The sequence below is a fragment of the Actinosynnema sp. NPDC002837 genome, from assembly GCF_040295345.1.
GTDB lineage: Bacteria > Actinomycetota > Actinomycetes > Mycobacteriales > Pseudonocardiaceae > Actinosynnema.
The window spans coordinates 1-23,048 of record NZ_JBEOVG010000032.1; the positions used below are offsets into that span (position 1 = coordinate 1).

Genomic DNA, 23,048 nt, shown 5'->3' on the forward strand with positions numbered 1-23,048 from the left:
AAACGCTCGGCTGGGACACCCCAGCCGAGCGTTTGGCTAAGCTCCTGACCTAAGCCAGTTGATCAGTTGTGTTGCGACGACCCCTGGAATCCGCCGAACCGCCGGAGGGGGCCGGTCGCCCGGGGTCAGCCGGGCAGCGCGGGCAACTCGCCGAGCTGGTCCGGCGCGGGCGGGGTGATGTCGATCGGCTTGCCCCAGTCGCGGTAGTGCGCGACCACCTGCACCGGCTCACCGCCCTCGACCGGCGTGCGCGCCTCCGTCTTCACCGGCAGGTCCTGGTCGTCCACCCACAGCTTCAGCACCGACGCCCGCCCGTCCACCGCCACGTGCGCGGTGTAGCGGACGGTCTGCCTGCCGGACACCGACTCCTCGGCCGTCTCCACGATCCGCGCTCCCTCGGGCAGCGCCTTGCGGATGTCGGCGGTGTCGCGGATGTGCACGGCGACGTCCGCCATCGCGCGGGCCAGCGCGTTGGTCGGGTCGTCCGGGTCGATCTTGAGCCACGGCTTGTCCGGCCGCGGCGCCTGGCCCTGCGGGATCCGCACGAAGATGCCGTCCGGCACCATCACGTACGCGACCTCCTCGGCGTCCGCGATGGAGATCCGGCACGACGCGGCGAAGTCGTCGGTGCGCAACCCGCAACTGCCCTTGCCGTTGGTCGCGAGGTCCAGGTCGACGGTGACCGAACCCCTGCCCTCGGCGGCCACCCGGTTCGCCTCGGCCAGCGCCTGCGGCGTGTCGAACGTCCTCATCGTCGACGACGGGTCGTCGGCGCACGCGGTGAGCGCGGCGGAGACCAAGGCGGCGAATCCCGCCGCGGCGACACGGTTCTTGCGCATGCTCCTCCTCGGACCAGAATGGGGAAATCGACTTTCCCGACCACTCTAACCGCACTCGGAAGCACTCGAACCGATCAATTCACGGCTGTTGCGGAAAGCAGAATTCGAAATTCGACTTTTGTCAGGGAGGTGACAATCACGGCCGTCTTCGCACCGACGCGAGCAGGTTCCGGGCGACCTCGCGCAGCTTGGTGTTGTGCTGCTGTGACTCGGCCACCAGCCGGCCGAACGCCTCCTCGGCGTCCACCCCGTGCGCGGCCATCAGCACGCCCTTGGCCTGGTCGATCTCGGCACGCGACTCCAGCGCGCGCTGGAGGTGCTCGACCAGCCGGCGGGACCGCTCGTAGCGGCGGAACCCGGTGATCGTGGTGGACGCGGCGGTGACGAACAACCGCAACAACGCCTCGTCGAACGGGTCGAACGCCCGCTCCTCGGAGCTGTAGAGGTTCAGCGAGCCGAGCACGTCGTCCTCGACCATGATCGGCGCGGACAGGTAGGCCCGCACGCCCGCGCCCTCGGCGGCGACGGCGAACTCGGGCCACTTGGCCCGGCCGTCCGCCACGGTGGCCCGCACCGGCCGCTGGGTCCTGGACGCCTCCAGGCACGGTCCGTCACCGGCCGCGTACTGGTCGGCGTCGATGGCGAGGACCTTGTCGTCGGTCGCCGCCAGCGTGGACGCGCCGTCGGCGTCGATCACCGTCACGCTGGCGTTCTCCGCGTCCGGGATGACCCGCGAGGCGGATTCGGCCAGCTGCTGGAGGGCTTCCTGCAGGGTCTGGCCGTCGGCCAGCACGCCCGCAAGCTCTTCCAACGCCTCGCTGGCCTCGTCCAGCAGGACCGCGGGCACGTGCTCGTCAATGCTCACAGCCACTTGTTTACACCTCAACGGCCATAATCGCCCCAACCAAAGGGGGTGGACGGGTGCGCGTGCTGCTCGTCGAGGACGACGACGGGGTCGCGGACGCCTTGGTGGAGGCGCTGGAGGCCAACGACCACCGGCCGAGCAGGGTGGCGCGCGGCTCGGACGCGCTCCTGGTCCACCGCGACTTCGACCTGCTGCTGCTCGACCTCGGGCTGCCCGACACCGACGGGCTGGAGGTGCTGCGCAAGATCCGCAAGGTGTCGCCGGTGCCCGTGCTGGTGCTCACCGCGCGCGGCGACGAGCGGTCGATCGTGCGCGGTCTCCGGCTCGGCGCCGACGACTACCTGGTGAAACCGGTCCGCCTCGGTGAGCTGCTGGCCCGGATGGACGCGGTCGCGCGGCGCAGCGCGGCGCTCACCGGGCCGAAGGACCGCACGGTGCGGGTCGGTGACGTGGAGATCGACCTGGAGGGCAGGCGGGTGGTGGTGGGCGACGCGGAGGTGTCGTTGACCACCAAGGAGTTCGACGTGCTGGCCGCGTTGGCCAGCCGCGCGGGCACGGCGGTCAGCCGCCAGCAGCTCATGGACGAGGTGTGGGGTGACGCGTACCTGGCCGTGTCGCGGGCGTTGGACGTGCACCTGGCCGGGCTGCGGGCCAAGCTGGGTCGTCCCGGCCTGCTGACCACCATCCGCGGCTTCGGCTACCGGCTGGCCGTCGGCGGGGCCGAAGAGCAGACGGGGACGTGAATGCGCCGCCGACTGCTGCTGGTGCTGCTGTTGTTCTCCGCCGCCGCGGTGGCCGCGTTCGCCGTGCCGCTGCTGTCGTCCACGGCCGCCGAGCGCACGCAGCGGTTCGTGCTGACGCGCACCGGTGACCTGGACCGGTTCGCCGCGCTCGCCCAGCAGGCCGAGACCACCCGCGACAAGGCCGCGTTGGAGGACGAGGTCGCCGCGTACGTCGAGCTGTACGGCGATCCGGTGGTGGTCGTCGACGCACGCAGGCAGCCGGTCGCCCAGGCCGGCCTGACGTCGGACGACCCCGCGTTGGCCCGGGTGCTGGACGCCGCGCTGCGCAACCAGCCCGCGTCGTCCGTGCCGACGCTGAAGCCCTGGTCGTCGGGGCACGTGGTGTTCGCCCGGCCCGTCGGCACGGGCACCAGGGTGGCCGGGGCGGTGGTGCTGCGGGCGTCGGTGGACCGCGCGGCGGCGGACGTGACCACGCGGTGGCTGCTGGTCCTCGGTGGGGCGCTGGCAGCGGCCGTCGTCTCGGTCCTGCTGGTGCTGGCCGTCACGCGGTGGCTGCTCAAGCCGCTGGCCGAGCTGGCGACCGGCGTCCGGGCGGTGGCCGCGGGCGAGCGGCGGGCGCACGTGGCGAGCAGCAGCGGACCGCCGGAGGTGCGGGAGCTGTCGGAGTCGTTCAACCGGATGTCCGACGCCGTGACCGAGGCCGCCGACCAGCAGCGACGGCTGATCGCGGACGCCTCGCACCAGTTGCGCAACCCGATGGCGGCGTTGCGGCTGCGCATGGACACGTTGAGCGGCCAGGTCAAGCCGGAGGGCGTGCGCGCGTACACGGCTGGCGTGGCCGAGATCGAACGGCTGGAGTCGCTGCTGGACGGCCTGCTGGCGTTGGCGTCGGCGGAGAGCGCGGCGACCGAGGTCGCGGCCGGCGGGCGTGAGCCGGAGCTGGCCGACGTGGGCGCGGTGGCCGTGGACCGGGCCGGGTTCTGGCAGGTGCCGCTGCCGCGGACGCCCGCGTTGCCGGTGCTGGTGCGGTGCCCGGAGTCGGACCTGGCGCAGGTGCTGGATGTGCTGCTGGACAACGCGGTCAAGTACGGCGGCGCGGTGCGGGTGTCGCTCGGCGCGGACCGCGCGGCGGGCGTCGGCTGGGTCGAGGTGCACGACGACGGACCCGGGTTGAGCGAGGAGGAGCTGGCGTTGGCCACCTCGAGGTTCTGGCGCGGGCGGTCCGGGCGGCCGGGCACGGGGCTCGGCCTGGCGATCGCGGACCAGCTGGTCAAGGCGCGGCAGGGCGTGCTGCGGCTGTCGTCGGCGGACGGGTTCACCGCCCGGGTCGCGCTGCCGTTGGAGCCGGCGCTGTGAACCGGCGGGTGTTCCTGCTCGGGCTGCTGGCCGCCGGGTGCACGGGCGGGGCGCCGTCGGGTGAGCTGGCCATCGCCGCCGGTGAGCGCGGCGGGATGTACTTCGACTTCGCGACGCTGCTCGCGGAGCAGTTGCCGGACCTGCGGGGCCGGGCGTTGGAGACCGAGGGCAGCCTGGCGAACCTCGTGCTGCTGGCGTCGGGCGAGGCGCAGGTCGCGCTGGCCCTGGCCGACTCCGCGCTCGTGGCCGACCCGGGGCTGGAGCTGCGCGCGTTGGGCCGGGTCTACGAGAACTACCTGCAGCTGGTCGTGCGCGTGGACGATCCCGCGCGGGCGCCCGCCGACCTGGCCGGGCGGACGATCTCCCTGGGCGCGGAGGGTTCCGGCGCGTCGCTGTCCGGTGAGCGGATGCTCGTCGCGCTCGGCCTGCGCGACTCCGTGCGGGTGGAGCACCACAGGCTGGGTGACGCGGCGCAGGCGTTGGCGGACCGGCGGATCGACGCGCTGCTGTGGTCGGGCGGCGTGCCGACGCCGACGTTGGACGGCCTGCCCGGCATCCGCCTGCTGCCGTTGGCCGAGCTGGTGCCCGAGCTGCGCGCGGCGCACGGTTCGGTGTACGAGCAGGTGCCGGTGCCGGTCGGCGTGTACGGCGCGACCCGCGAGGTGCCGACGATCGGGGTGGCGAACCTGCTGGTGTGCCGGGCGTCGTTGCCGGACGACGTGGCCGCCGCCGTCACCCGCACCCTGGTCTCCCGCGCCGCCGCCCTGGTGCCGCGCCAGACGCTGGGCACCCAGTTCCTGGACGTCCGCAGCCTGATCGGCACCGCCGGCCTCCCCCTGCACCCCGGCGCCGCCGCCACCTACCGCAGCCTCCACGGCTGACCGCGCCCGCGCGAACGCAGGACCCTCGCGGGGGTCAGGAGTTGGCGGTGTAGGCGTGGCGCAGGTGGGTCAGGGTGTCGTCGTCGATGTCGTCGGCGCTGCAGATGCCGAGCCGCAGGGTGATGGTGTCGTTGCCGACCGGGCCCGCGGGCTCCAGGCGGCCGGTCGGCTCGTGGCCCGCGAGGCGCAGGCCGAGGTCGACCCGCGTCCGGGTGGTCGCCTGCACGATCGCGAACGTCCGGCGCGGCGACACCAGCGCCACGTACGTCTTGCGCGCCTGCACCCGCATCGGACCCAGCAACGCCGCCTCGGCCAGCAGCCGGTCGAGGATCGGCCGCAGCTCGGGCCGGTCGGCGTACTGGGCGTCCACCAGCTCGTCCGACGACGCGCTCAACAGCTCCGGGTAGCCGAACCGCTCCATCACCAGCAGCATCTGCGGGTACCCCGTCACGCCCTGCTCGCGCAGCCAAACCCGCAGGTCACACTCGTTGTCGAGACCGGACGACAAGACCCGCCGGTTCCACTCCGGCACGCCCTCGCCGGTGCCGCGGCGCAGCAGCGCCACGGACCAGTCGACCATCTCCCGCCAGTTCTCCGCCACCACCACGGGCGACATACTGCCCGCTCACGGCAGACGTTGCCCGAAGAGCAGCGCACCCGCCACGGCGATCATCCCCAGCACGGTGCCCAGCGCCACCCACGGCCGCGACGCGTCGGCCTGCTTCTTCTCGTAACCGATCTGCTCGCCCAGCGTGTCGTACACCCGGCGCAGCTCCTCGGCGCTCGCGGCCTTGAAGAACTCGCCGCCGGACAGCTTCGCGATCTCCTTCATCGAGTCGTCGTCCACCGGCACCTCCTGCCGCCGGCCCTCGATCTCGACCACGCCCTCCTCGGTGCCGAACGAGATCGTGGAGATCGGGACGCCCGCCGTCTTCGCGTCCTCGGCCGCGTCGAACGCGTCACGCGTGCCGACCGTCTCCTTGCCGTCCGTCATCAGCACGACCCGGGCGGGCGGTGGCCCGTCCGCGCCGCCGACGACCTTGCCGAACGAGTCGATCGCCGCCAGCGCCGCCACGATCGCGTCACCGGTCGCGGTCGACTGGGCCAGCTTCAGCCCGTCGATGCTCTGCGTGACCGCCGCGCGGTCGGTGGTCGGCGCGACCAGCACGGTGGCCGAACCGGCGAACGAGATCAGCCCCAGGTTGATGCCCGGCGTGAGCCCGTCGGCGAACGACTTGGCGGCCACCTGCGCGGCCTCCAACCGGGACGGCTGCACGTCGGTGGCCTTCATCGACAGCGACGTGTCGATCACCAGCATCACGGTCGCGCGGTTGCGCGGCACCTTCTGCTCGGCGGTGGGCCCGGCCAGCGCCACGGTCAGCGCGATGAACGCGACCATCAGCAACGCCACCGGCACGTGCTTGTACCAGCCCTGGCGCTTGGGGACGACCTTCTCCAGCATCGACAGGTTGGCGAACCGCAGCATCCGCTTGCGCAGCACGCGTTGCAGCACCACGTAGAACGCGGCGAGCGCCACCACGCCCACCAGCAGCACGAACCACCACGGCGCGGTGAAACCCGACAGGCTCATCAGGCCACCCCTCCCGACCAGCGGCGCTTGCGCGCGACGACGAACCGCACGGTGTCGGCGATCCAGTCCGAGTCGGTGCGCAGCACCAGGTGACCCGCTCCGGCGCGACGCAGGCCCGCGGCCACCTCGGCGCGGTGCTCGGCCGCCGCCGCGGCGAACTCCCGGCGCAGCAGCGGCGACGCGACGACCTCGCGCTGCCTGCCCGACTCCGGGTCGGCCAGCACGACCCGGCCCACCTCGGGCAGGTCGATGTCACGGGGGTCGATCACCTCGATGGCCACCAGGTCGTGCCGGGCGGACAACGCGCGCAGGGGGCGCTGCCACTCCGTGCCGCCGAGGAAGTCCGAGATCACCACGACCAGGCCGCGCCGCCGCGGCGGGCGGCGCAGCTGCTCCACCACGTCGGCCAGCGAGCCGCGGGTGCCCTCGGGCGCGCGGGGCGTCTCGGCGACCTTGCGGATCAGGCCGCGCGAGTGCGCCAGCCCGCCGCGCGCGGGCACCCGGACGAGGTTCTCGCCGGTGGCGACCAGGGCGCCGATCCGGTTGCCGCCGCCGCGGGTCAGGTGCGCCACCGCGGCCGTCGCGGCGACCACCAGGTCGCGCTTCTCGCACGCCGCCGTGCCGAAGTCGAGGCTCGGCGACAGGTCGACCGCGAGCCACGTCTCCAGCTCGCGGTCGGCGACGGTCTCGCGGATGTGCGGCACGGTGGTGCGGGCGGTGACCGCCCAGTCCATCCGCCGCACGTCGTCACCGGGCTGGTAGGGCCGCGCCTCGCCGGGCTCGGAGCCCGGTCCCGGCACGAGGCCGAGGTGGTTGCCCTGGAGCAGCCCGTCGAGCCGGCGGCGGACCTCCAGTTCGAGCGTGCGCAGCGCCGCTTCCATCCGACCGCCGTGCAGCACCGGCGGCGCCCAGCCGGGCCGGTCGGCGCCCTGCGGGTTCGGCTCGGTCACGGCCTGCCCGCGGGCTGCGGCGTCTGCGGACGTGCGGAGACCTGCGGCAGCGGCACGGTCTGGAGCACGCGGGTGATGATGTGGTCCAGCGGGACGCCGTCGGCCAGCGCGTCGTAGGACAGCACCAGGCGGTGCCGCAGCACGTCCGGCACCACGTCCACGACGTCCTGCGGCAGCACGTAGTCGCGCCCGCGCACCAGCGCCAGGGCGCGGGCGGCGGCGATGATGCCGAGGCTGGCGCGCGGCGAGGCGCCGTAGGCGACCCACCCGGCCACGTCGGTGAGCTGGTGCTCCTTGGGCGCGCGGGTCGCGATGACCAGCCGCACCACGTAGTCGACCAGCGCGTGGTGCACGAAGACCCGGGAGGCCACGCCCTGCAGGCGGACCAGCTCGTCCGGGCCGAGCACCTGGCTGGGCACCGGCGGCTCGACGCCCATCCGGTAGACGATCTCCCGCTCCTCCTCGGCCGTCGGGTACTCGACCTGGATCTTGAACAGGAACCGGTCGCGCTGCGCCTCGGGCAGGGGGTAGACGCCCTCGTTCTCGATCGGGTTCTGGGTGGCCAGGACCAGGAACGGGGTGGGCATCGGGAACGTCTTGCCGCCGATGGACACGTGCCGCTCGGCCATCACCTCGAGCATCGCCGACTGCACCTTGGCGGGCGCGCGGTTGATCTCGTCGGCGAGGACGAAGTTGGCGACCACGGGGCCGAGCTCGACGTCGAAGCTCTCGCTGCCCTGGCGGTAGATGCGGGTGCCGAGGATGTCGGCGGGCACCAGGTCGGGGGTGAACTGGACGCGGGAGAACGAGCCGCCGACGACGTTCGCGAACGTCTCGACGGCCAGCGTCTTGGCCACGCCGGGCACGCCTTCCAGCAGCAGGTGGCCCTTGGCCAGCAGGCCGACGAGCATCCGCTCGACCAGCCGGTCCTGACCGACGATCACCCGCTTGACCTCGAACACGGTGCGTTCGAGCAACTGGGCGTCACGAGCCGGCGTGTGGGACGCCTCGGCGGCGGGCTCGGACAAAGGTCCTCCTCGACAGGGTTGTACGACTGTGCCCCAGTCTCCCCTGCCGACGGTGTGGCTCTTGTGAAGGGGTCCGGCCCGGGAAACGGGCAGCGATGCAGCTCACGCCCATTTCACCCGATCTTGGTCACCCGTCAGGGTTCGAGATCACCAGGGGTGTCGACGTCGCGCGCCTCACCCGGCTCGGCGGCAACGGGCACCGGGTCCAGCGGCCCGAGGACCGAGCGCATCGAGACGTCGCGCGGGTCGGCGGGCACGGCTCGGCGCAACGACCCGGTGCGCCACGCCCCGGCTAGCCACTGCGACCGCCCCTCCTCGTCCACGAGGACCGCACCGGTGTCGCCGACGGCCGCGAGCAGCCGGTCCACAGTGGACCGGGTGATGCCCGGCTGGTCCACCGCGAGCACCACCACCAGGTCCGTGGCGACGTGCGCGAGCCCGGCGGCCAGCCCCGCCACCGGTCCGCCACCGGGCGGGTCCTCCCGCGCCCACGTCACGCCGGGCACGTCGTCCTTGCGCGGGCCGACGACGACCCTCCGCCGGGCGAGCGCGACCGCGTCGAGCACGTGGGCGAGCAACGTGCGCCCGTCGACCACGACCGACGCCTTGTCCACGCCGCCCAGCCTGCTGCCCCGACCACCCGCGAGAACCACCGCCGTCCAGGACGCCACGGGCCAACGGTAGCCGCTAGACGGGCTCGCCCAGCGCGTCCTCGTCGGCGGTGAAGAGCATCCACAGCAGCGCCGCCACCACGAGGGCGCTCGTCACGAACACGGGGAACACCAGGTCGAACGCGGACGTGCCCTGCGGCGCGGCCATCCCGGGGTCGACGTCGACGTTCACCGCGGCCATGCCGGTGTAGTGCATGCCGGTGACCGCCACGCCCATGGTCAGCCCGGCCGCGACGCGCGCCGACGCCGTCCGCACGACCAGGGTGAACCAGAACGCGGCGGTCGCCGCCACCACCGCGATCAGGAACGACAGCGCGACCAGCGGCCGGTCGTAGGAGATCTCGCCGCGGAACCGGATGGCGGACATGCCCAGGTAGTGCATGCCCGCCACGCCGAGCCCGGCCAGGGCGCCCGCGACGAGCAGCCGCATCCGGGTGAACCGGACCAGCGTGACCAGCGACAGCCCGGCGCCGACCACCCCGATCGCCACCACGGCGGACAACGCGGTCAGCGGCACCGAGTACTTGATCGCGGCGCCGGGCACGTCGAAGCCGAGCATGGCGATGAAGTGCATGAGCCAGATGGCGACACCCCCGATGGCGAACGCCCCGAACACGGTCCAGCGCGCCTTGGCGGCACGGCCCGGCTCCGCTTGGGCGCGCGCCATGCAGGCGAGGCCGATGAGCGAGCCGATCACGGAGACGACGTAGGCGAGGACGAGGGTGGAGAGGCCGTCGGAGAAGTGCTGCATCGAGTCGTGGTCCACGCCCATTACTAACTCACCGTGATCACGTTCACCAGAACGGCCCAGGTGAATTCATTCATTCGCAATCCAAGTAGCCCATTTCTCTACTCAGCGTAGTCACGAGCTGGGCTGAACGGCCCAGGTACAGCGCCGCGCGGGTGAGCCGGTGGTCGAGCGGGCCTCAGCCACCGGCACGACGGCCCACCACCCGGTTGCGGCCCGCGTCCTTGGCCTGCAGCACGGCCACGCTGGCCTCCTCCACCGCGTCGGTCACGGACGCGCCCGGCACGACCTCCACCGCGCCGATCGACACCGTCACCACGCCGCCGGTGTTGCCCCGGTGCTCCAGCCCCAGCCGCTGCACCGCCTGCCTGATCCGCTCGCCGGACGCCAGCGCGCCCTCCAGCCGCGTGCCCGGCAGCAGCACGGTGAACTCCTCGCCCCCGTACCGGTACGCGCGATCACCCGCGCGGGTGGTCCGGTCGATCGCCTCGGCGACCTTGCGCAGCGTCTCGTGCCCGGCCAGGTAGCGGTAGAGCGTGTTGTAGCTGTGGAAGCGGTCGATGTCGACCAGCAGCAGGCTGTACGGCTCGCCGGCGCGGTTGCGGCGGGCGTGGTCCACGTCGAACGTCGCCGGGTTCGGCAGGCCCGTGCGCTGGTCGATGGTCGCCGCCTCGGCCAGCGCCCGGTTCTCCGCGTGCAGCTCCTCCAGCCGTTCGGCGAGCCGGTCGACCTGGTGCTTGCGCGCCAGCGCCCAGTCCTCCAGGTCCTGGTCGTAGACGGCGACGCCGACCGGGCCGGTCGTCTTCGCCCGGTACATCGCCAGGTCCGCCTGGTGCAGCAGGTCCTCCGCGCCGTGACCCGGCCGCACGAACGTGATGCCCGCCGACACCGACACCCGGATCACGCCCTCGTCCAACGTCACCGGCGTGGCGATGACGGCCAGGATCTCCTGCGCCGCGGCGATCGCCTGCTGCTCGTCCAGCTCGTCGAGCAGCACGACGAACTCGTCGCCGCCGAGCCTGGCCGCCGTGCCGCGACCGGCCACCACCGCGGCCAGCCGGGACGCGACCAGCCGCAGCACGTGGTCGCCGGCCGCGTGCCCGTGGCGGTCGTTGACGTCCTTGAACTGGTCGAGGTCGAGGAACACCAGCACCGGCCCCGGCGCGCCGCGCACGGCCTGCTCCAGCCGCGGCAGGAACCCGGTGCGGTTCACCAGGCCCGTCAGCGCGTCGGTGTTGAGCCTGCTGCCCAGCTCGTCGGCCGTCTCCGCCCAGCCCGTGACGTCGAGCGCGACGACCACCAGGCCGCGCACGTCCGGGTCCTCGCTCAGGTCGCGGGCGATCAGGTCGACCCGGCGGTGCACGGACCCCTCCACCGGCACCGCGCACGTCAGCCGCGACGCGCCCGCGCGGCCCGCCGCCTGGAGGAACGTGCCGACCGCCGCCGCGTCGCCGTCGGCCACCAGGTCGGGCAGCAGGCCGGACGCGGCGCCGAACAGCCGCCGGGCGGCCGGGGACGCCCACCGGACGCCCAGGTCGCCCGGGTCCACCACCAGCACCGCGGCGTCGGCCCGGTCGAGCACCGCCTGGTGGAAGCCGCCGTTCATCGCGACGCGCTGAGGAACCGCAGCAGGGCGCGGTCGAACTCGGCCGGCCGGTCGAGGTTCACCAGGTGGGCGGCGCCCTCGACGACGACCTCCTCCGCGCGCGGCGCGGAGGCGAGCACGAGATCGGCCACCGACCGGATGTCCGACGAGTCGAGGTCGCCGACGACGACGAGCGTCCGCGCGGTGAGCTCGTCCAGCCGGTCCACGGCGTGCACCTCGTCCGGCGCGGTCGTGAACACGCCGCTCGACACGGCTCGGACGGTCAGGGCGCGGCACAGCTCCCGCACCTCCGGGTCGACCTCGTCCGGCGACCGGTGCGGACCGTCGACCCACATCCGCAGCAGGCACTCCGCGACCTCGTCGACCGTCGTGGCCGCCCGGATCCGCGCGAGCTGGTCGAGGACGAACGGGTCCTCGAACTTCATCCCGCTCACGCCCGGCCCGACCAGCACCAGGTCGGCCACCCGGTCGGGGTGGGTGACCGCGAAGTCGATCGCGGTCCGGGCGCCGAGCGACAGGCCGACCAGCGTGGGCCGGTCGAGGCCCAGCACGTCCAGCAGGTCCTTCAGGTCCTCGTGGTGCGAGTAGGGGCCGGTCACCGGCGACGACTCGCCGTGGCCCCTCGCGTCGTACCGGACCACGGTGTGGTCCCGCGCCAGCAGGTCGAACTGGCGGTCCCACGTGGCGCACCCGAGCCCGCCGGCGTGCAGCAGCACGACCGGCGGTCCTTCGCCACGTCTGTGATAGGTCAATTCGCCGTCGTCGAGAATCAAGCGGCCGGCCGTCATGGTCCCCCCTGGACTTGACTTCCTCCCTAGACCACTGACGCTACCGAATCCGGGCCGCGCATTCGGGTGATCAGGAGCATTTCTCCGCATATCGGGGGTCCCCATTCCCGGATCACCCCGAATAGGGGATCATATCCACCCGTAGTCCACAGTGGACAGGCCAACTGAGACGGATCCGGTAATCCCGTGGACAGCCGCTCGCGATCATGCCTAGCCTCACCGCCGTCCATCCTCACGTGTGCGAAGAGGTGCATTGCATGCCCGTCCGGATCACGGCCGCCCAGCGGCCGATCACGCCGACCTTTCCCCTGGACGTGAGGAAGACCGGAAGTGGACATACCCCGTGGTTTCACCATCCGTGAAAGCACCCACCGCATCCACAACCCCCTGGACGACGCCAAGTTGGCCGTCCTCGGCCGGGCGCTGCGCCCGGAACCGGGGTCGCGGGTGCTCGACCTCGCCTGCGGTTCGGGCGAGATGCTGTGCACCTGGGCCCGTGACCACGGGCTGACCGGCACGGGCGTCGACCTCAGCCCGACGTTCCTCGCCTCGGCGAAAGCCCGGGCGGTCGAGCTGGGCGTGGCCGACCGGCTGGAGTTCGTGCACGGCGACGCGTCGGGCCACGTCGCGGACGAGCCGGTGGACATCGCCGCGTGCGTCGGCGCGACGTGGATCGGCGACGGCGTGCCCGGCACGGTGGAGCTGTTGCGGCGCAGCCTGCGCCCCGGCGGCCTGCTGCTGATCGGGCACCCGTTCTGGCGGCTCGACCCGCCCGACCAGGCCGCCGTGGAAGGCAGCCACGCGAGCAGCCGGGACGACTTCCTCCCGCTGCCCGAACTGCTGGCGCAGTTCGGCGCGTTGGGCTGCGACGTGGTCGAGATGGTGCTGGCCGACCAGGACAGCTGGGACCGCTACGTCGCCGCGCAGTGGCTCAACACCCGCCGCTGGCTGGACGAGAACCCGGACGACGAGCTGGCGCCCGTGATGCGCGCCGAGCTCGCCACCGGGCCGGCCCGGTACGCGCGCTACCAGCGCGAGTACCTGGGCTGGGGCGTGTTCGCCTTGATGGACCGCTGACGCGGAGCGCGGGCCCCGGCTCACCGGGGTCCGCGCCATCATGGGCGCATGGACGATCGACGACTGCTCGTCGCAGTGGTGTCCGCGCCGGCCGTCGCGGACCGGTTGCGCGCGCTGGACGTGACCGGGCTGGTGACCGTGGCCGACTCGTTCGCGCCCGCCGCGCTGGTGGTGAGCGCGGTCCGTGATGCGCGGGCGGACGTCGTGGTGGACGGTCCCGACGGGGTGGACGCGGTGTGGTCCGAGCGGATCGCGCCGTTCGCGCGGCGGTTCGCCGGCATCGACCCGCCGCCGCGCACACCGCCCGTGCTGGAGGAGCACGACCCGCTGCTGCCCGTCACCGCGCGCCGCCTGCTCGACCGGCTGCGCGCGCACCTCGCCGAGCCGTCGTGGAGCTACGAGCACATCGGCTCGACCGCCGTGCCGGGCTTGCGCGCCAAGCGGTTCGTCGACCTCCAGCTCGGCGTGACCGCGTTGCCCGACCCCGACGGGCTCGACCGCGCGATGGCCGCGGTGGGCTTCCGCGCGGCCCGAGGCACCCGCCCCGACTCCCCCGGCGTGACCCACGACTGGCACACCGACCCGGAAGTGCCGGCGGAGCTGTACCGGAAACGGCTCTACGTCCGACCCGACCCGGCGGAGACCGCGATCCTGCACGTGCGGCAGCTGGGCAACCCGTGGCACCGGCGGACGATCGACTTCCGCGACCGGCTGCGCGCCGACCCGGCCGTGCGAAAAGCGTACGAGGTCGCGAAACTCCGTGCGGCGCAAGCGCACGCCGGAGACGACGACTACGACGACTACACCCGCGCCAAATCGGATTTCTTCCGCTCGACCAGGTGAATTCCCTCAAGCCGTACGGCCGACTCGCCGATGGGGCGGTGCTCGATCGAGCAAGATCCCCCACGCGTGCAGGAGGAGTTCGGCATGGCTCTGCGCGACCGCGTCCGCGATGTCGTGGACGGCAGGCGCTTCCAGCGGACGGTCATCGCGGTGATCGTGGTCAACGCGGTCACCCTCGGCTGCGAGACGTCGACGGCACTGGTCGCCGCCTACGGCGACGTGTTCGCCGTGCTGGACCGCACCGCCCTGGCGATCTTCGTCCTGGAACTGGCCGCGCGGCTGTACGCGCAGGGCCCCCGGTTCTTCCGCGACCCGTGGAACGTCTTCGACTTCGTGGTCGTCGGCGTCTCCCTGCTGCCCGCGGCCGGTCCGCTGTCGGTGATCCGGGCCCTGCGCATCCTGCGCGCGTTGCGCCTGGTCGCGATGGTGCCGAGCATGCGCCGCGTGGTGACCGCGCTGGTGAGGTCCGTCCCCGGCCTGCTGTCGCTGACCGGGCTGCTGGTGCTGCTGCTGTACGTCGGCAGCGTGGTCGCCGTCAACCTGTTCCGCGCCGGCGGCGATCCCCGGTTCGGCGACCTCGGCGCGACCGTCCTGACGCTGTTCCAGCTCACCACCGGCGACGGCTGGTCGGACGTGATGCGCGACCTGATGGTCACCCAGCCGCTGGCCTGGATCTTCTTCGTGGTCTACCTGCTGGTCGGCACCTTCACCATGCTGAACCTGTTCATCGCGGTCGTGTGCAGCGCGATGGAGTCCGAGGCCTCACCGCGACCGGGCGCGTCCGACGACGTGCTGCTGGCGGAGGTCAGGGCGCTGCGCGAGGAGGTCCGCGCGCTGCGACTGGAACCCGTCGGCGACCCGCGTTGACCGGGGTTCCCGGCCGACCGGCGTCGACCGGGAACCGCCGGTGACGGCTACAGCAGGCGCGTGGCGTACGGCATGATCCCGCCGTACCGGACCGGGGCGACGCGGACGTGCGAGCCGGAGTACGGCGCCTCGACCATCATGCCGTCGCCGAGGTAGAGCGCGACGTGGGTGCCGCCGCCCGGTCCCCAGAACAGCATGTCGCCGCGCCGCGCCTGGGCGAGCGGCACCTTGCGGCCTGCGTTGTACTGGTAACCGCTGTAGTGCGGCAGGTAGACGCCGACGCCCGCGAACGCGTACATCATCAGCCCGGAGCAGTCGAAGCCGACGGTGTAGTAGTCGCCGTGCGCGTCGCCGACGCCGCCGTCCCGGATGCCGACGGTCGGGCCGTCGTAGTTGCCGCCGCCCCACGAGTACCGCACGCCGAGCTGCTGCAGCGCGCGGGCGACGACGGTCTCCACACCGTGGCCGCTCGGCGCCGCCACCGTCGGCGGGCGTGGCGCCTGGGGCGCGGACGCGGCGAGGGCGGCCAGGCGTGCGGCTTCCTCGTCCTCGCGGCGCTTGTCCACCAACCACCGGTCGTACCGGTCGCGCTGGTCCTCCAGCCCTTCGACCGCGGCCAGCGCCTGGTCCAGCTCGCCCTCCACGCGGGCCTTGTCGTCCTGGATGCTCCGCGCGGCGGCGGCCTGGCCCTGCTGCGCCTGCACGGCGGTGGCCTGCGCCGCGTCGGCGTCCCGCTTGGCCTGGTCCGCGGCGGCCTGCTTCCGGTCCGCCAGGTCGAGCGCGGCACGCGCGGCGGAGTCCTTGTTCGCCTGCTCGGCGCGGGTGCGCTCGACGTCGTCCAGCGCGTCGAGGCTCGACTCGCTCACGGCCTGGAGCAGTTGCGCGCGCGACAGCAGGTCCTGCGGGCTGGTCGCGCCGAAGTAGGCCGAGACGGAGCCGACCAGGCTGCCCTGCTCGAAGCTGGCGGCGGCGAACTCGTCCAGCCGCACGCGGGCGTCCTCGACGGCCCGGGCGGCGGCGTCGGCCTCGACCCGCGCCGCGTCGGCGTCGCGGCGCGCCCGGTCCGCCTCGCCCTGGGCGGTGTCCAGGTCGACCCGCGCCTTGTTGGCCAGTTCCAACTTGAACGCGACCTCGTCGGTGAGGTCGCGCAGGCGGGCCTCGGCGTCGGTGAGCCGACCGGTCAGCTCACCGACGTGGGCCGCCTTGGCGTCGGCCTGCTGCCGGCCGGCGCTGATCTCGGCGTCGCTGGGGTTGGGGGGCGGCGCCGGCGCGCCGTGCGCCGTGCCGCCCAGCCCCAGCGCGGTGGTCAACGCGATCGCGATCGGGATCGCCCATCGAGTCACGACTGCCGCCTCCCCGCGCACTCGGCCGATCGGCATTACGCCGAACGGCGCCATGCAGGCCGACTCTGCCACTCGTGCCTCACTGCTTCCAATCGACCCGGCGTGAACTTCAGCCACACGGGTCACAGCAGACGCGGGGAACCACCCTCAGCAGGGTGACTCGATCACGGTCAGTTGACCTTGCGGTCGAGGTCGGCCCAGTACGGCTCGCGCAGCTTGAACTTCTGCACCTTGCCGGTGGCGGTGCGCGGGATGGCGTCGCGGAACTCGACCGACGTCGGCGCCTTGTAGCCGGCGAGCCGGGCCTTGCAGTGCGCGATCAGCTCCGCCTCCGTCACCTCGGCGCCCTCGGCCCGCACGACCAGCGCCTTGATCGTCTCGCCCCACTTGTCGTGCGGCACCCCGATGACCGCCGCCTCGGCCACCGCCGGGTGGGCGAACAGGGCGTCCTCCACCTCGATGGACGACACGTTCTCGCCGCCGGTGATGATCACGTCCTTCTTGCGGTCGGAGATCGTCAGGTGGCCCTCGTCGTCCAGCTCGCCGCCGTCGCCGGTGTGGAACCAGCCGTCCTCCAACGCCTGGGCGCTGGCCTCGGGGTTCTCCCAGTAGCCCGCCATGACGACGTTCCCGCGGGCCAGCACCTCGCCGGTGTCGGACACCTTCAGCCGCACGCCGAGCCCCGGCGCGCCGGCCCGGGACAGCTTGCGCGCCCGTTCCGCCGGCGGCAGCTCGTCGTCGGCAGGTCGGGTGCGGTTGAAGGTCAGCAGCGGTGACGTCTCGGTCAGGCCGTAGAGCTGCAGGAACTCCCAGCCGAGCTCCTCGCCGACGCGGGCGATGGTGCGGCTGGGCGGCGGCGCGCCGGCGCAGATGACGCGGACCCGGTCGCGGCCGGGGACCTCGCCGTCCCAGTCCTGCGCGGCGTCCAGCACGGCGTTCCACACGGCGGGCGCCCCGCACATCAGGGTGACGCCGTGGTCGCGGACCCGGTTGAGGATCTCCGTGCCGTCGACCTTGCGCAGCACGACCTGCGGCACGCCGAGCCCGGCCAGGCCGTAGGGCATGCCCCAGCCGTTGCAGTGGAACATCGGGAGGACGTGCATGTACACGTCCCGCTCCCAGACGCGGGCGTGCATGGCGAACGTGACGGCGTTGATCCAGATGTTGCGGTGGGTCATCTGGACGCCCTTGGGCCGGGCGGTCGTGCCGGAGGTGTAGTTGATCGTGGCGGTGGCGTCCTCGTCCGGCTCGCGCCAGGGTCGCGGCTCGGTGTCGAAGCGCATCAGCTCGGTCTCGGTCTGCTCGCCGAGCACGAAGCGGTGCCGCGCGGTGACGCCGTCCAGCTCCAGTTCGGGGTCGACGAGCAGCGCGGACGCGCCGCTGTGCTCGACGATGTAGGACACCTCGTCGGGCCGCAGCCGGAAGTTCACCGGCACCGCGATGCGGCCGGTGGCGGGCACCGCGTGCAGCAGTTCGAGCAGCCGGGCCGAGTTGTGGCTGACCACGGCGACCCGCTCGCCCTCGCCGAGGCCGAGCGCGTCGAACCCGGCCTGCCAGGCGCGGACGCGGGTGGCGAACTCGCCGTAGGTCGACCTCGGCACGGGTGCGGCGGGCTGGACGGGCTCGTCGACGGAGGCCGTGGTGTCGGCGAAGACCTGCTCCGCCCGGTGGAGGAAATCGGCGACAGTCAGGGGTACGCGCATACGAGGTGACCTTATTTACCCGCCACCGCCCCGGCTACCTCCACGTCACCCGGTCGTCAGCACGAACCTCCGGTTCACCGGCTGCACCGGGCGGGGGTGGTCGGCGTGCGTGCGGACGAAGGCGCGCAGGGCCGGGTCCTCCACCTGGACCGGCCGGTCCATCACGACCCAGCTGACGATCTCGTCGAACTCGCCCGTGGTCAGCGAGCCCTCGTAGCGGTGGAAGCCGCCGCCCGGGAAGAGCGCCGGCAGGTCGATGCCGCTGGGCGGCTTCCCCTCCGACGGGCCCGGCTCGCCGAGGTCGACGAACACCGCCACCACGCACGCCCGCAGCGCCTCGTCCGCCCTCAGGTGCACGGCGTGCATCTCCGCGCCGCGCGCCCGGCCGCGCACCCAGTGCTCGCTCGGCCGGTGGAAGTGGAGGTTGTCGAGCCGGAACTCCTGCCCGCCCAAGCACACCAGGTGCTCGCCCCTCGGCCGGAACCGCCAACCGTGGCCCTCTTCCCGGGCGCTGAACTGGTCGGCCCGCCAGCGCACGTCCACCTCGTCGACCAGCCCTGGCACCACCACCGCGTCACGGAGGTTGATCGGTGACTGTTGACTCCCCATGCGGTCACCCTTGCACCGCACTGCGCTCACGTACGGGTGGTTGACCGCCACGATCGGGTGCTTCACCAGGTGCTGGGGTCGCCCCACGTGCGGATCGGGCCGGTCGCCACCACGGGCACGGCGGCCAGTTCCGGCAGCGCCGACGCGGCCGGCTCGCGCACCACCGCCGCCGCCAGCGCGTCGTACGGCGTCGGGTCCAGCGCGCAGATCACCACCGACGCGCCCGCCTTCGCCGCCAGCGGCACCAACCCCGCGGCCGGCTCGACCACGAGCGACGTCCCGGCCACCAGCATCACGTCGCAGTCCAGCACGGCCATCCGCGCCGCGCGCAGCACGTCGCCGGGCACGGGCTCGCCGAACGCGACCGCCGCCGGCCGCAGGACCCCGCCGCACGCGGTGCAGCCCGGCGGGACCTCGCCGCCGCGAACCCGCGCCAGCGCGTCGCCCATCGCGCTGACCGCCCCGCATGAGACGCACACCACACGTGCCATCGAGCCGTGCAGCTCGATCACCGCGGACCCTGCCCGCTGGTGCAGGCCGTCGACGTTCTGCGTCAGCAGCGACCGCACCCGCCCGGCCCGCTGCAACCCGGCCAGCGCGCGGTGCGCGGCGTTCGGCTCGGCCGTCCACATCGGATCGTCCAGCCAGGATTCCCACGCCTCCCGCCGCACGCGCGCCGACGTCAGGAACGCCGACGCGTCGAACCGGAACCGCACGACCCCCGACTCCAGCGACACGCCCGCGCCGGTGAGCGCGGTGATGCGCCGCGCGAAGGCCATCACGTCCCGTGCACTCATGTCACCACCGTCCCACACGCCTGCGAGCATGTGGTCGTGCGCGGAACACGTCGGGGGAGCCGACCATGAGACGAGTGTCGGGGGAGCCGACGATCAGACGCTGGACGGGCGCGGTGCTCGGAGTTATCGGTTTGGTCACGGCCGTGACGGGCTTCTTCCTGCCCTGGCTGCGCTCCGGCACGGTCACGCGGACCAGTTACGAGGTGGTCGCTCTGCGTGGTTTCGCCGGGTTGAACGGTGTGCCGGGCGAGATCGTGCGCGGCGTGTGGGTGGCACTCACCCCGTTGGCGGTGTGCTGCGTGGTGCTTTGGGCGGTGCGTTTTCACCGGATCGCGGCATGGCTCGCACTAGTGTTTGGCACGATTGCGGGAACGGTGGCGGCACTTGCCGCCGTCCAAGGGGGCAACGAGGCGGCACTGGTCGGGATCAGCCTGACCGGACCGGTGGCCACCCTCGGTGGTGCTGTGCTGGGGATCGCCGGGGCGATCACCGTGCTCACCGCGAAATCCCGCACAGCGATCAGCACTCCAGGAGGAGCACCGTGACGTACCCAGGTGGCGGCGGAGGCGAATGGCCACCGCAGAACAACCCGTACGGCCAGCCGCAGCAGGGGGGCTACCAGCAGGGGCCGCAGCAGGGCGGCTACCCCCAGCAGGGTGGTTACCCGCAGCAGGGCGGCTACCCGCAGACCGGGCCTCAGCCGCAGCAGGGCTTCCCCCAGCAGGGCTTCCCGCAGACGGGCCCGCAGGGCTTCCAGCAGCCGGGTTACCAGCAGGAGTTCGGCCAGCCCTACGGCCAGGGCCCGTCCGGCTTCTCGGGTGGCGAGCCGCCGAAGAAGAAGCGCACCGGCCTGGTCGTCACCGCCGTCGTGGCCGTCCTCGCGCTGGCCGCCGGCACCGTCGCCACGGTGTGGGCGCTGCGCAGCTCCGACGACGTGGCCGCCGGCTCCGAGAGCCCGTCCACCGCGGCGAACAACCTGCTCAGCGCGCTGGGCAGCGGTGACGTCCTGGGCATCATGAACGGCCTGGCGCCCGCCGAGGCGAAGCTGAGCAAGGACTACACCGAGGCCACGATCAGCGAGGCCAAGCGGCTGGAGATCCTGAAGAAGGACGCGGACCCGAACAAGCTCAGCGGCGTCCAGATCAAGAGCGAGGGCATCAAGTTCGACGACGCCGCCGCGGAGAAGGTCAACGACCGCCTGACGATCAACAAGGTGGTCGAGGGCAAGATCACGATCACCTCGGACGTCAAGCAGATCCCGTTGACCGACAAGCTGGTCGACGCGCTCGGCGCGCAGCTGGACAAGGCCGGCACCGAGACCGACACGATCGACTTCGCCAAGGAGAAGGCCGACCGCGACGGCAAGCCGATCGGCATCGCCACCATCAAGGTCGGCGACGAGTGGTACCCGAGCCTCTTCTACACCATCGCGAACGCCGCGCTGGAGCAGGAGGACCTGAAGTGGCCCGCCCAGGGCATCGCGCCGGCCGGCGCAGGCTCGGCGAACGACGCCGCGAAGCAGATGGTCGAGAAGGCGCTCGACGGCGACGTCAAGGGCGTGATCGCGCTGCTGCCGCCGGACGAGATGGGCGTGCTGCAGGACGTCGGCCCGGTCATCCTGGACCAGATGGGCAAGACCTCCGCCTCGGGCGCGAAGCTGATCGAGCTGGAGACGGACTCGAAGGACGTCTCCGGCGGCAAGCTGCTCACGATCCGCAAGCTGGTGGTCGAGGCCGAGGGCGAGACCGTCGAGGTCAGCCGGGACGGTGACTGCTACAGCGCCACCGTCCAGGGCCAGACGCAGCGGCTGTGCGCGGACGAGATCACGCAGCTGGTCGAGCAGCAGGGCGGGCGGAACATCCCGTCGGCCGCGATCGACGTGATCGCCCGGATCGGCGCGCAGGTGCTGAAGGACGGCGTCGGCGTGGTCGCCACCGAGGTCGACGGCAAGTGGTACGTCAGCCCGTTCCGCACGTACAGCGAGCTGTTCCTGACGCTGATGCGCGGCCTGGAGCCGAAGGACATCGACGAGCTGATCAAGGCGATCAAGTAAGTCGCACCGCACCGGAACGCTCCGCAGGGGTCCCCGCCAAGGGGCCCCTGCTTTTTTATCCGGCACGGACAACCGGGCGTCGAGCAGGTGAACCAGGCCGACCGCGCCGAGCTGCGACGACACAACCCGCTCCCGACCACCCACAACGGTCGGTTGTACGCCCATAGGCTCGAGCCGTGGACACGGAAGCGCTGCGGTCGTTCGTGCGGGCGGCCGAGCTCGGGCAGTTGGGGCACGCCGCCGCGGAGCTGGGGGTCACGCAGCAGGCGGTCTCCAAGCGGGTTGCCTCGTTGGAGCGCGAGCTCGGGGTCAGCCTGTTCACCCGCACCGCCCGCGGGGTCGAGTTGACGCTCGACGGGCAGGCGTTCCTCCCCCACGCCCGGACCGTCGTCGCCGGCGTCGACCGCGCGGTCACGGCGGTCCGGCCCGGTTCCCGGGCACTCCGGGTCGACGTCCTCGGGCTGCGCAGCGCGCAGGCGGTCGTCCTGCACGACTACTGGCGCTCGCGTCCCGGCACCAACCTCGACGTGGTGACCCTCAGGGTCGACGACCCGCGCCTGGCGGTCGCCGCGGTCGAGTCGGGCGAGGTGGACGCCTCGTTCCGCGCGGTCACCGAGCGGGCCGCGCTGCCGCGCGAAGTGCGGATGGTCCACGCGTTCGACTCGCCGCTGGAACTCCTCGTCGGCCCGAGGCACCCCCTCGCCGCCGCGCGCAGCCTCACCCCGACCCGGCTGCGCGAGCACCGGATCTGGGTGCCGGGCATCGCGCCGCGCAGCGAGTGGGCGGTGTTCTACGACGAGCTCACCACCGACTTCGACCTCCGCGTCGACGCGGCGGGCCCGAACTTCGGCAACGAGGTGCTCCAGGACACCCTCGCGGACTCCGCGGAGGTGGCGACCCTCGTCGGCGCGCGCGACCGGTACACCTGGCCGACGCACTACGACCTGCGCCGCATCCCGATCGTCGAGCCGACGATCGCCTACCCGCTCTCCCTCCTGCTGCCGGCCGCGAATCCCCACCCGGGACTCCGGCCGGTCATCGACCACCTCCACCGCCTGCCCACGCCGCCCGGGCCCGTCTGGCGCCCGTCGTGGGCACTGGCGGCACCCCGCACGGCACCACGATGAGGAAGCGACCAGCCATGCGCGACGACCGCCTCGTGCGCATCCACAGCGCCGAGTTCCGGGCGATGTCCGAGCGGGTCCTGCGGGCCACCGAGCTCACCTCCCGCCTCAACGTGCTGCCGTTCGAGGACGAGGCGGGCAAGGCGGAGCTGTTCGCCGCGATCCTCGGCCGGCCGCTGCCGGACGGGGTCACCATCCACCCGCCCTTCTACACCGACCACGGCCTTCGCCTGGAGCTCGCCGGACGCGTGTTCATCAACCAGAACTGCACGTTCCTGGACTACGCCGGCATCCGGCTCGGCGAGCGCGTGATGGTCGGGCCGAAGGCCACGTTCATCACCGTCGGCCACCCGGTCGACCCCGAGGAGCGACGGGGGTGGCTCAGCGGCGGGCCCATCGACGTGGCGGAGAACGTGTGGATCGGCGCCGGCGCGACGATCCTGCCCGGCGTCACGATCGGGCGCGACGCCGTGATCGCCGCCGGCGCGGTCGTGGCCGACGACGTGCCGCCGGCGAGCCTGGTGACCGGCGCGAAGGCCGCGGTCCGCCGGCGGTGGTGACGACCG

24 protein-coding genes are annotated in these 23,048 nt (G+C 72.8%); 10 read left to right on the top strand and 14 right to left on the bottom strand.

Translation table 11 applies throughout. The features are described 5' to 3' along the window. Positions 1-125: 125 nt before the first annotated feature. Together ABTZ99_RS22050 and ABTZ99_RS22055 are read right to left on the bottom strand one after the other, a co-directional pair. The gene (locus ABTZ99_RS22050; protein ID WP_499613456.1) at positions 126-839 is read right to left on the bottom strand and encodes a hypothetical protein; all 714 of its coding nucleotides are present in this window, start codon (positions 837-839) and stop codon (positions 126-128) included. A 136-nt stretch (positions 840-975) separates the two neighbouring features. After that, the gene (locus tag ABTZ99_RS22055) at positions 976-1,710 is read right to left on the bottom strand and encodes an ANTAR domain-containing response regulator (protein WP_499613459.1); all 735 of its coding nucleotides are present in this window, start codon (positions 1,708-1,710) and stop codon (positions 976-978) included. A gap of 50 nt (positions 1,711-1,760) precedes the next feature. Here ABTZ99_RS22055 and ABTZ99_RS22060 point away from each other — a divergent pair, with 50 nt between their 5' ends. The 3 genes from ABTZ99_RS22060 to ABTZ99_RS22070 are packed head-to-tail and all read left to right on the top strand — an operon-like array spanning position 1,761 to position 4,684. Continuing rightward, complete coding sequence (locus ABTZ99_RS22060; protein ID WP_499613462.1) at positions 1,761-2,447, top strand: response regulator transcription factor; 687 nt, start codon at positions 1,761-1,763, stop codon at positions 2,445-2,447. Continuing rightward, a complete protein-coding gene (locus ABTZ99_RS22065; RefSeq protein ID WP_498785288.1) occupies positions 2,448-3,803 on the top strand; it encodes a sensor histidine kinase in 1,356 nt (451 codons plus the stop codon). After that, on the top strand, positions 3,800-4,684 hold the full coding sequence (locus ABTZ99_RS22070; RefSeq protein WP_499613466.1) for a TAXI family TRAP transporter solute-binding subunit: 885 nt from the start codon (positions 3,800-3,802) through the stop codon (positions 4,682-4,684). Before ABTZ99_RS22065 ends, ABTZ99_RS22070 begins: the two co-directional genes overlap by 4 nt. A gap of 34 nt (positions 4,685-4,718) precedes the next feature. Here the strand turns inward: ABTZ99_RS22070 and ABTZ99_RS22075 are convergent, their stop codons facing one another. The 8 genes from ABTZ99_RS22075 to ABTZ99_RS22110 form a co-directional block, all read right to left on the bottom strand. Beyond that, a complete protein-coding gene (locus tag ABTZ99_RS22075; protein WP_498785292.1) occupies positions 4,719-5,300 on the bottom strand; it encodes a DUF5655 domain-containing protein in 582 nt (193 codons plus the stop codon). 9 nt (positions 5,301-5,309) lie between these two features. Beyond that, complete coding sequence (locus ABTZ99_RS22080; protein ID WP_499613469.1) at positions 5,310-6,275, bottom strand: VWA domain-containing protein; 966 nt, start codon at positions 6,273-6,275, stop codon at positions 5,310-5,312. Continuing rightward, positions 6,275-7,156, bottom strand: coding sequence for a DUF58 domain-containing protein (locus tag ABTZ99_RS22085; RefSeq protein ID WP_498785346.1), 882 nt, complete (start codon positions 7,154-7,156; stop codon positions 6,275-6,277). The genes ABTZ99_RS22080 and ABTZ99_RS22085 overlap by 1 nt, the downstream gene beginning before the upstream one ends. 65 nt (positions 7,157-7,221) lie before the next feature. Beyond that, positions 7,222-8,253 (bottom strand): AAA family ATPase, encoded by a 1,032-nt coding sequence (locus tag ABTZ99_RS22090; RefSeq protein ID WP_230565679.1) that lies wholly within the window; start codon positions 8,251-8,253, stop codon positions 7,222-7,224. 134 nt (positions 8,254-8,387) lie between these two features. After that, the gene (gene mobA, locus ABTZ99_RS22095; RefSeq protein ID WP_498785295.1) at positions 8,388-8,924 is read right to left on the bottom strand and encodes a molybdenum cofactor guanylyltransferase; all 537 of its coding nucleotides are present in this window, start codon (positions 8,922-8,924) and stop codon (positions 8,388-8,390) included. 16 nt (positions 8,925-8,940) lie between these two features. Beyond that, positions 8,941-9,696, bottom strand: a complete 756-nt coding sequence (locus ABTZ99_RS22100; RefSeq protein WP_499613473.1) for an MHYT domain-containing protein — start codon at positions 9,694-9,696, stop codon at positions 8,941-8,943. Positions 9,697-9,850: 154 nt separating this feature from the next. Beyond that, entirely contained in the window at positions 9,851-11,278 is a 1,428-nt protein-coding gene (locus tag ABTZ99_RS22105) for a sensor domain-containing diguanylate cyclase (protein ID WP_498785299.1), read from the bottom strand. After that, the gene (locus ABTZ99_RS22110; protein ID WP_499613475.1) at positions 11,275-11,994 is read right to left on the bottom strand and encodes an alpha/beta fold hydrolase; all 720 of its coding nucleotides are present in this window, start codon (positions 11,992-11,994) and stop codon (positions 11,275-11,277) included. Before ABTZ99_RS22110 ends, ABTZ99_RS22105 begins: the two co-directional genes overlap by 4 nt. Before the next feature lie 402 nt (positions 11,995-12,396). Between ABTZ99_RS22110 and ABTZ99_RS22115 the strand changes: the two genes are divergently transcribed. The 3 genes from ABTZ99_RS22115 (at position 12,397) to ABTZ99_RS22125 (ending at position 14,853) form a co-directional block, all read left to right on the top strand. After that, a complete protein-coding gene (locus tag ABTZ99_RS22115; RefSeq protein ID WP_498785303.1) occupies positions 12,397-13,143 on the top strand; it encodes an SAM-dependent methyltransferase in 747 nt (248 codons plus the stop codon). Positions 13,144-13,191: 48 nt separating this feature from the next. After that, positions 13,192-13,986 (top strand): GrpB family protein, encoded by a 795-nt coding sequence (locus ABTZ99_RS22120; protein WP_498785305.1) that lies wholly within the window; start codon positions 13,192-13,194, stop codon positions 13,984-13,986. Between the two features lie 84 nt (positions 13,987-14,070). Further along, entirely contained in the window at positions 14,071-14,853 is a 783-nt protein-coding gene (locus tag ABTZ99_RS22125) for an ion transporter (RefSeq protein ID WP_499613477.1), read from the top strand. 47 nt (positions 14,854-14,900) lie between these two features. Here the strand turns inward: ABTZ99_RS22125 and ABTZ99_RS22130 are convergent, their stop codons facing one another. The 4 genes from ABTZ99_RS22130 to ABTZ99_RS22145 all read right to left on the bottom strand — a co-directional run bounded on the left by ABTZ99_RS22130 (position 14,901) and on the right by ABTZ99_RS22145 (position 19,305). Continuing rightward, positions 14,901-16,196, bottom strand: coding sequence for an NlpC/P60 family protein (locus tag ABTZ99_RS22130; RefSeq protein ID WP_498785309.1), 1,296 nt, complete (start codon positions 16,194-16,196; stop codon positions 14,901-14,903). 170 nt (positions 16,197-16,366) lie between these two features. Further along, on the bottom strand, positions 16,367-17,899 hold the full coding sequence (locus ABTZ99_RS22135) for an AMP-binding protein (RefSeq protein ID WP_499613479.1): 1,533 nt from the start codon (positions 17,897-17,899) through the stop codon (positions 16,367-16,369). Positions 17,900-17,944: 45 nt separating this feature from the next. Beyond that, on the bottom strand, positions 17,945-18,508 hold the full coding sequence (locus ABTZ99_RS22140) for a carbonic anhydrase family protein (RefSeq protein WP_498785314.1): 564 nt from the start codon (positions 18,506-18,508) through the stop codon (positions 17,945-17,947). A gap of 62 nt (positions 18,509-18,570) precedes the next feature. Next, positions 18,571-19,305, bottom strand: a complete 735-nt coding sequence (locus ABTZ99_RS22145) for an SIR2 family NAD-dependent protein deacylase (protein WP_499613481.1) — start codon at positions 19,303-19,305, stop codon at positions 18,571-18,573. Positions 19,306-19,379: 74 nt separating this feature from the next. On the opposite strand from ABTZ99_RS22145, the gene ABTZ99_RS22150 reads away from it, so the two are divergent. From ABTZ99_RS22150 to ABTZ99_RS22165, 4 genes are all read left to right on the top strand, one after another. Next, positions 19,380-19,850: a hypothetical protein gene (locus tag ABTZ99_RS22150; RefSeq protein ID WP_499613483.1), complete on the top strand. Its 471-nt coding sequence runs from the start codon at positions 19,380-19,382 to the stop codon at positions 19,848-19,850. Next, the gene (locus tag ABTZ99_RS22155) at positions 19,847-21,358 is read left to right on the top strand and encodes a flagellar basal body protein FliL (protein ID WP_499613486.1); all 1,512 of its coding nucleotides are present in this window, start codon (positions 19,847-19,849) and stop codon (positions 21,356-21,358) included. The genes ABTZ99_RS22150 and ABTZ99_RS22155 overlap by 4 nt, the downstream gene beginning before the upstream one ends. Before the next feature lie 176 nt (positions 21,359-21,534). After that, a complete protein-coding gene (locus ABTZ99_RS22160) occupies positions 21,535-22,485 on the top strand; it encodes a LysR family transcriptional regulator (protein WP_498785321.1) in 951 nt (316 codons plus the stop codon). After that, positions 22,482-23,042 carry a DapH/DapD/GlmU-related protein gene (locus ABTZ99_RS22165; protein WP_499613489.1) on the top strand — a complete coding sequence of 187 codons (561 nt, stop codon included), beginning with the start codon at positions 22,482-22,484 and terminating at the stop codon, positions 23,040-23,042. The genes ABTZ99_RS22160 and ABTZ99_RS22165 overlap by 4 nt, the downstream gene beginning before the upstream one ends. The last annotated feature ends 6 nt before the right edge of the window (positions 23,043-23,048 follow it).

Coding starts and splice junctions, on each gene's coding strand:
- ABTZ99_RS22050 (WP_499613456.1), bottom strand. CDS start 839: ATGCGCAAGAACCGTGTCGCCGCGGCGGGATTCGCCGCCTTGGTCTCC.
- ABTZ99_RS22065 (WP_498785288.1), top strand. CDS start 2,448: ATGCGCCGCCGACTGCTGCTGGTGCTGCTGTTGTTCTCCGCCGCCGCG.
- ABTZ99_RS22075 (WP_498785292.1), bottom strand. CDS start 5,300: ATGTCGCCCGTGGTGGTGGCGGAGAACTGGCGGGAGATGGTCGACTGG.
- ABTZ99_RS22080 (WP_499613469.1), bottom strand. CDS start 6,275: ATGAGCCTGTCGGGTTTCACCGCGCCGTGGTGGTTCGTGCTGCTGGTG.
- ABTZ99_RS22085 (WP_498785346.1), bottom strand. CDS start 7,156: ATGGAAGCGGCGCTGCGCACGCTCGAACTGGAGGTCCGCCGCCGGCTC.
- ABTZ99_RS22100 (WP_499613473.1), bottom strand. CDS start 9,696: ATGGGCGTGGACCACGACTCGATGCAGCACTTCTCCGACGGCCTCTCC.
- ABTZ99_RS22105 (WP_498785299.1), bottom strand. CDS start 11,278: ATGAACGGCGGCTTCCACCAGGCGGTGCTCGACCGGGCCGACGCCGCG.
- ABTZ99_RS22120 (WP_498785305.1), top strand. CDS start 13,192: ATGGACGATCGACGACTGCTCGTCGCAGTGGTGTCCGCGCCGGCCGTC.
- ABTZ99_RS22125 (WP_499613477.1), top strand. CDS start 14,071: ATGGCTCTGCGCGACCGCGTCCGCGATGTCGTGGACGGCAGGCGCTTC.
- ABTZ99_RS22135 (WP_499613479.1), bottom strand. CDS start 17,899: ATGCGCGTACCCCTGACTGTCGCCGATTTCCTCCACCGGGCGGAGCAG.
- ABTZ99_RS22140 (WP_498785314.1), bottom strand. CDS start 18,508: ATGGGGAGTCAACAGTCACCGATCAACCTCCGTGACGCGGTGGTGGTG.
- ABTZ99_RS22145 (WP_499613481.1), bottom strand. CDS start 19,305: ATGAGTGCACGGGACGTGATGGCCTTCGCGCGGCGCATCACCGCGCTC.
- ABTZ99_RS22165 (WP_499613489.1), top strand. CDS start 22,482: ATGAGGAAGCGACCAGCCATGCGCGACGACCGCCTCGTGCGCATCCAC.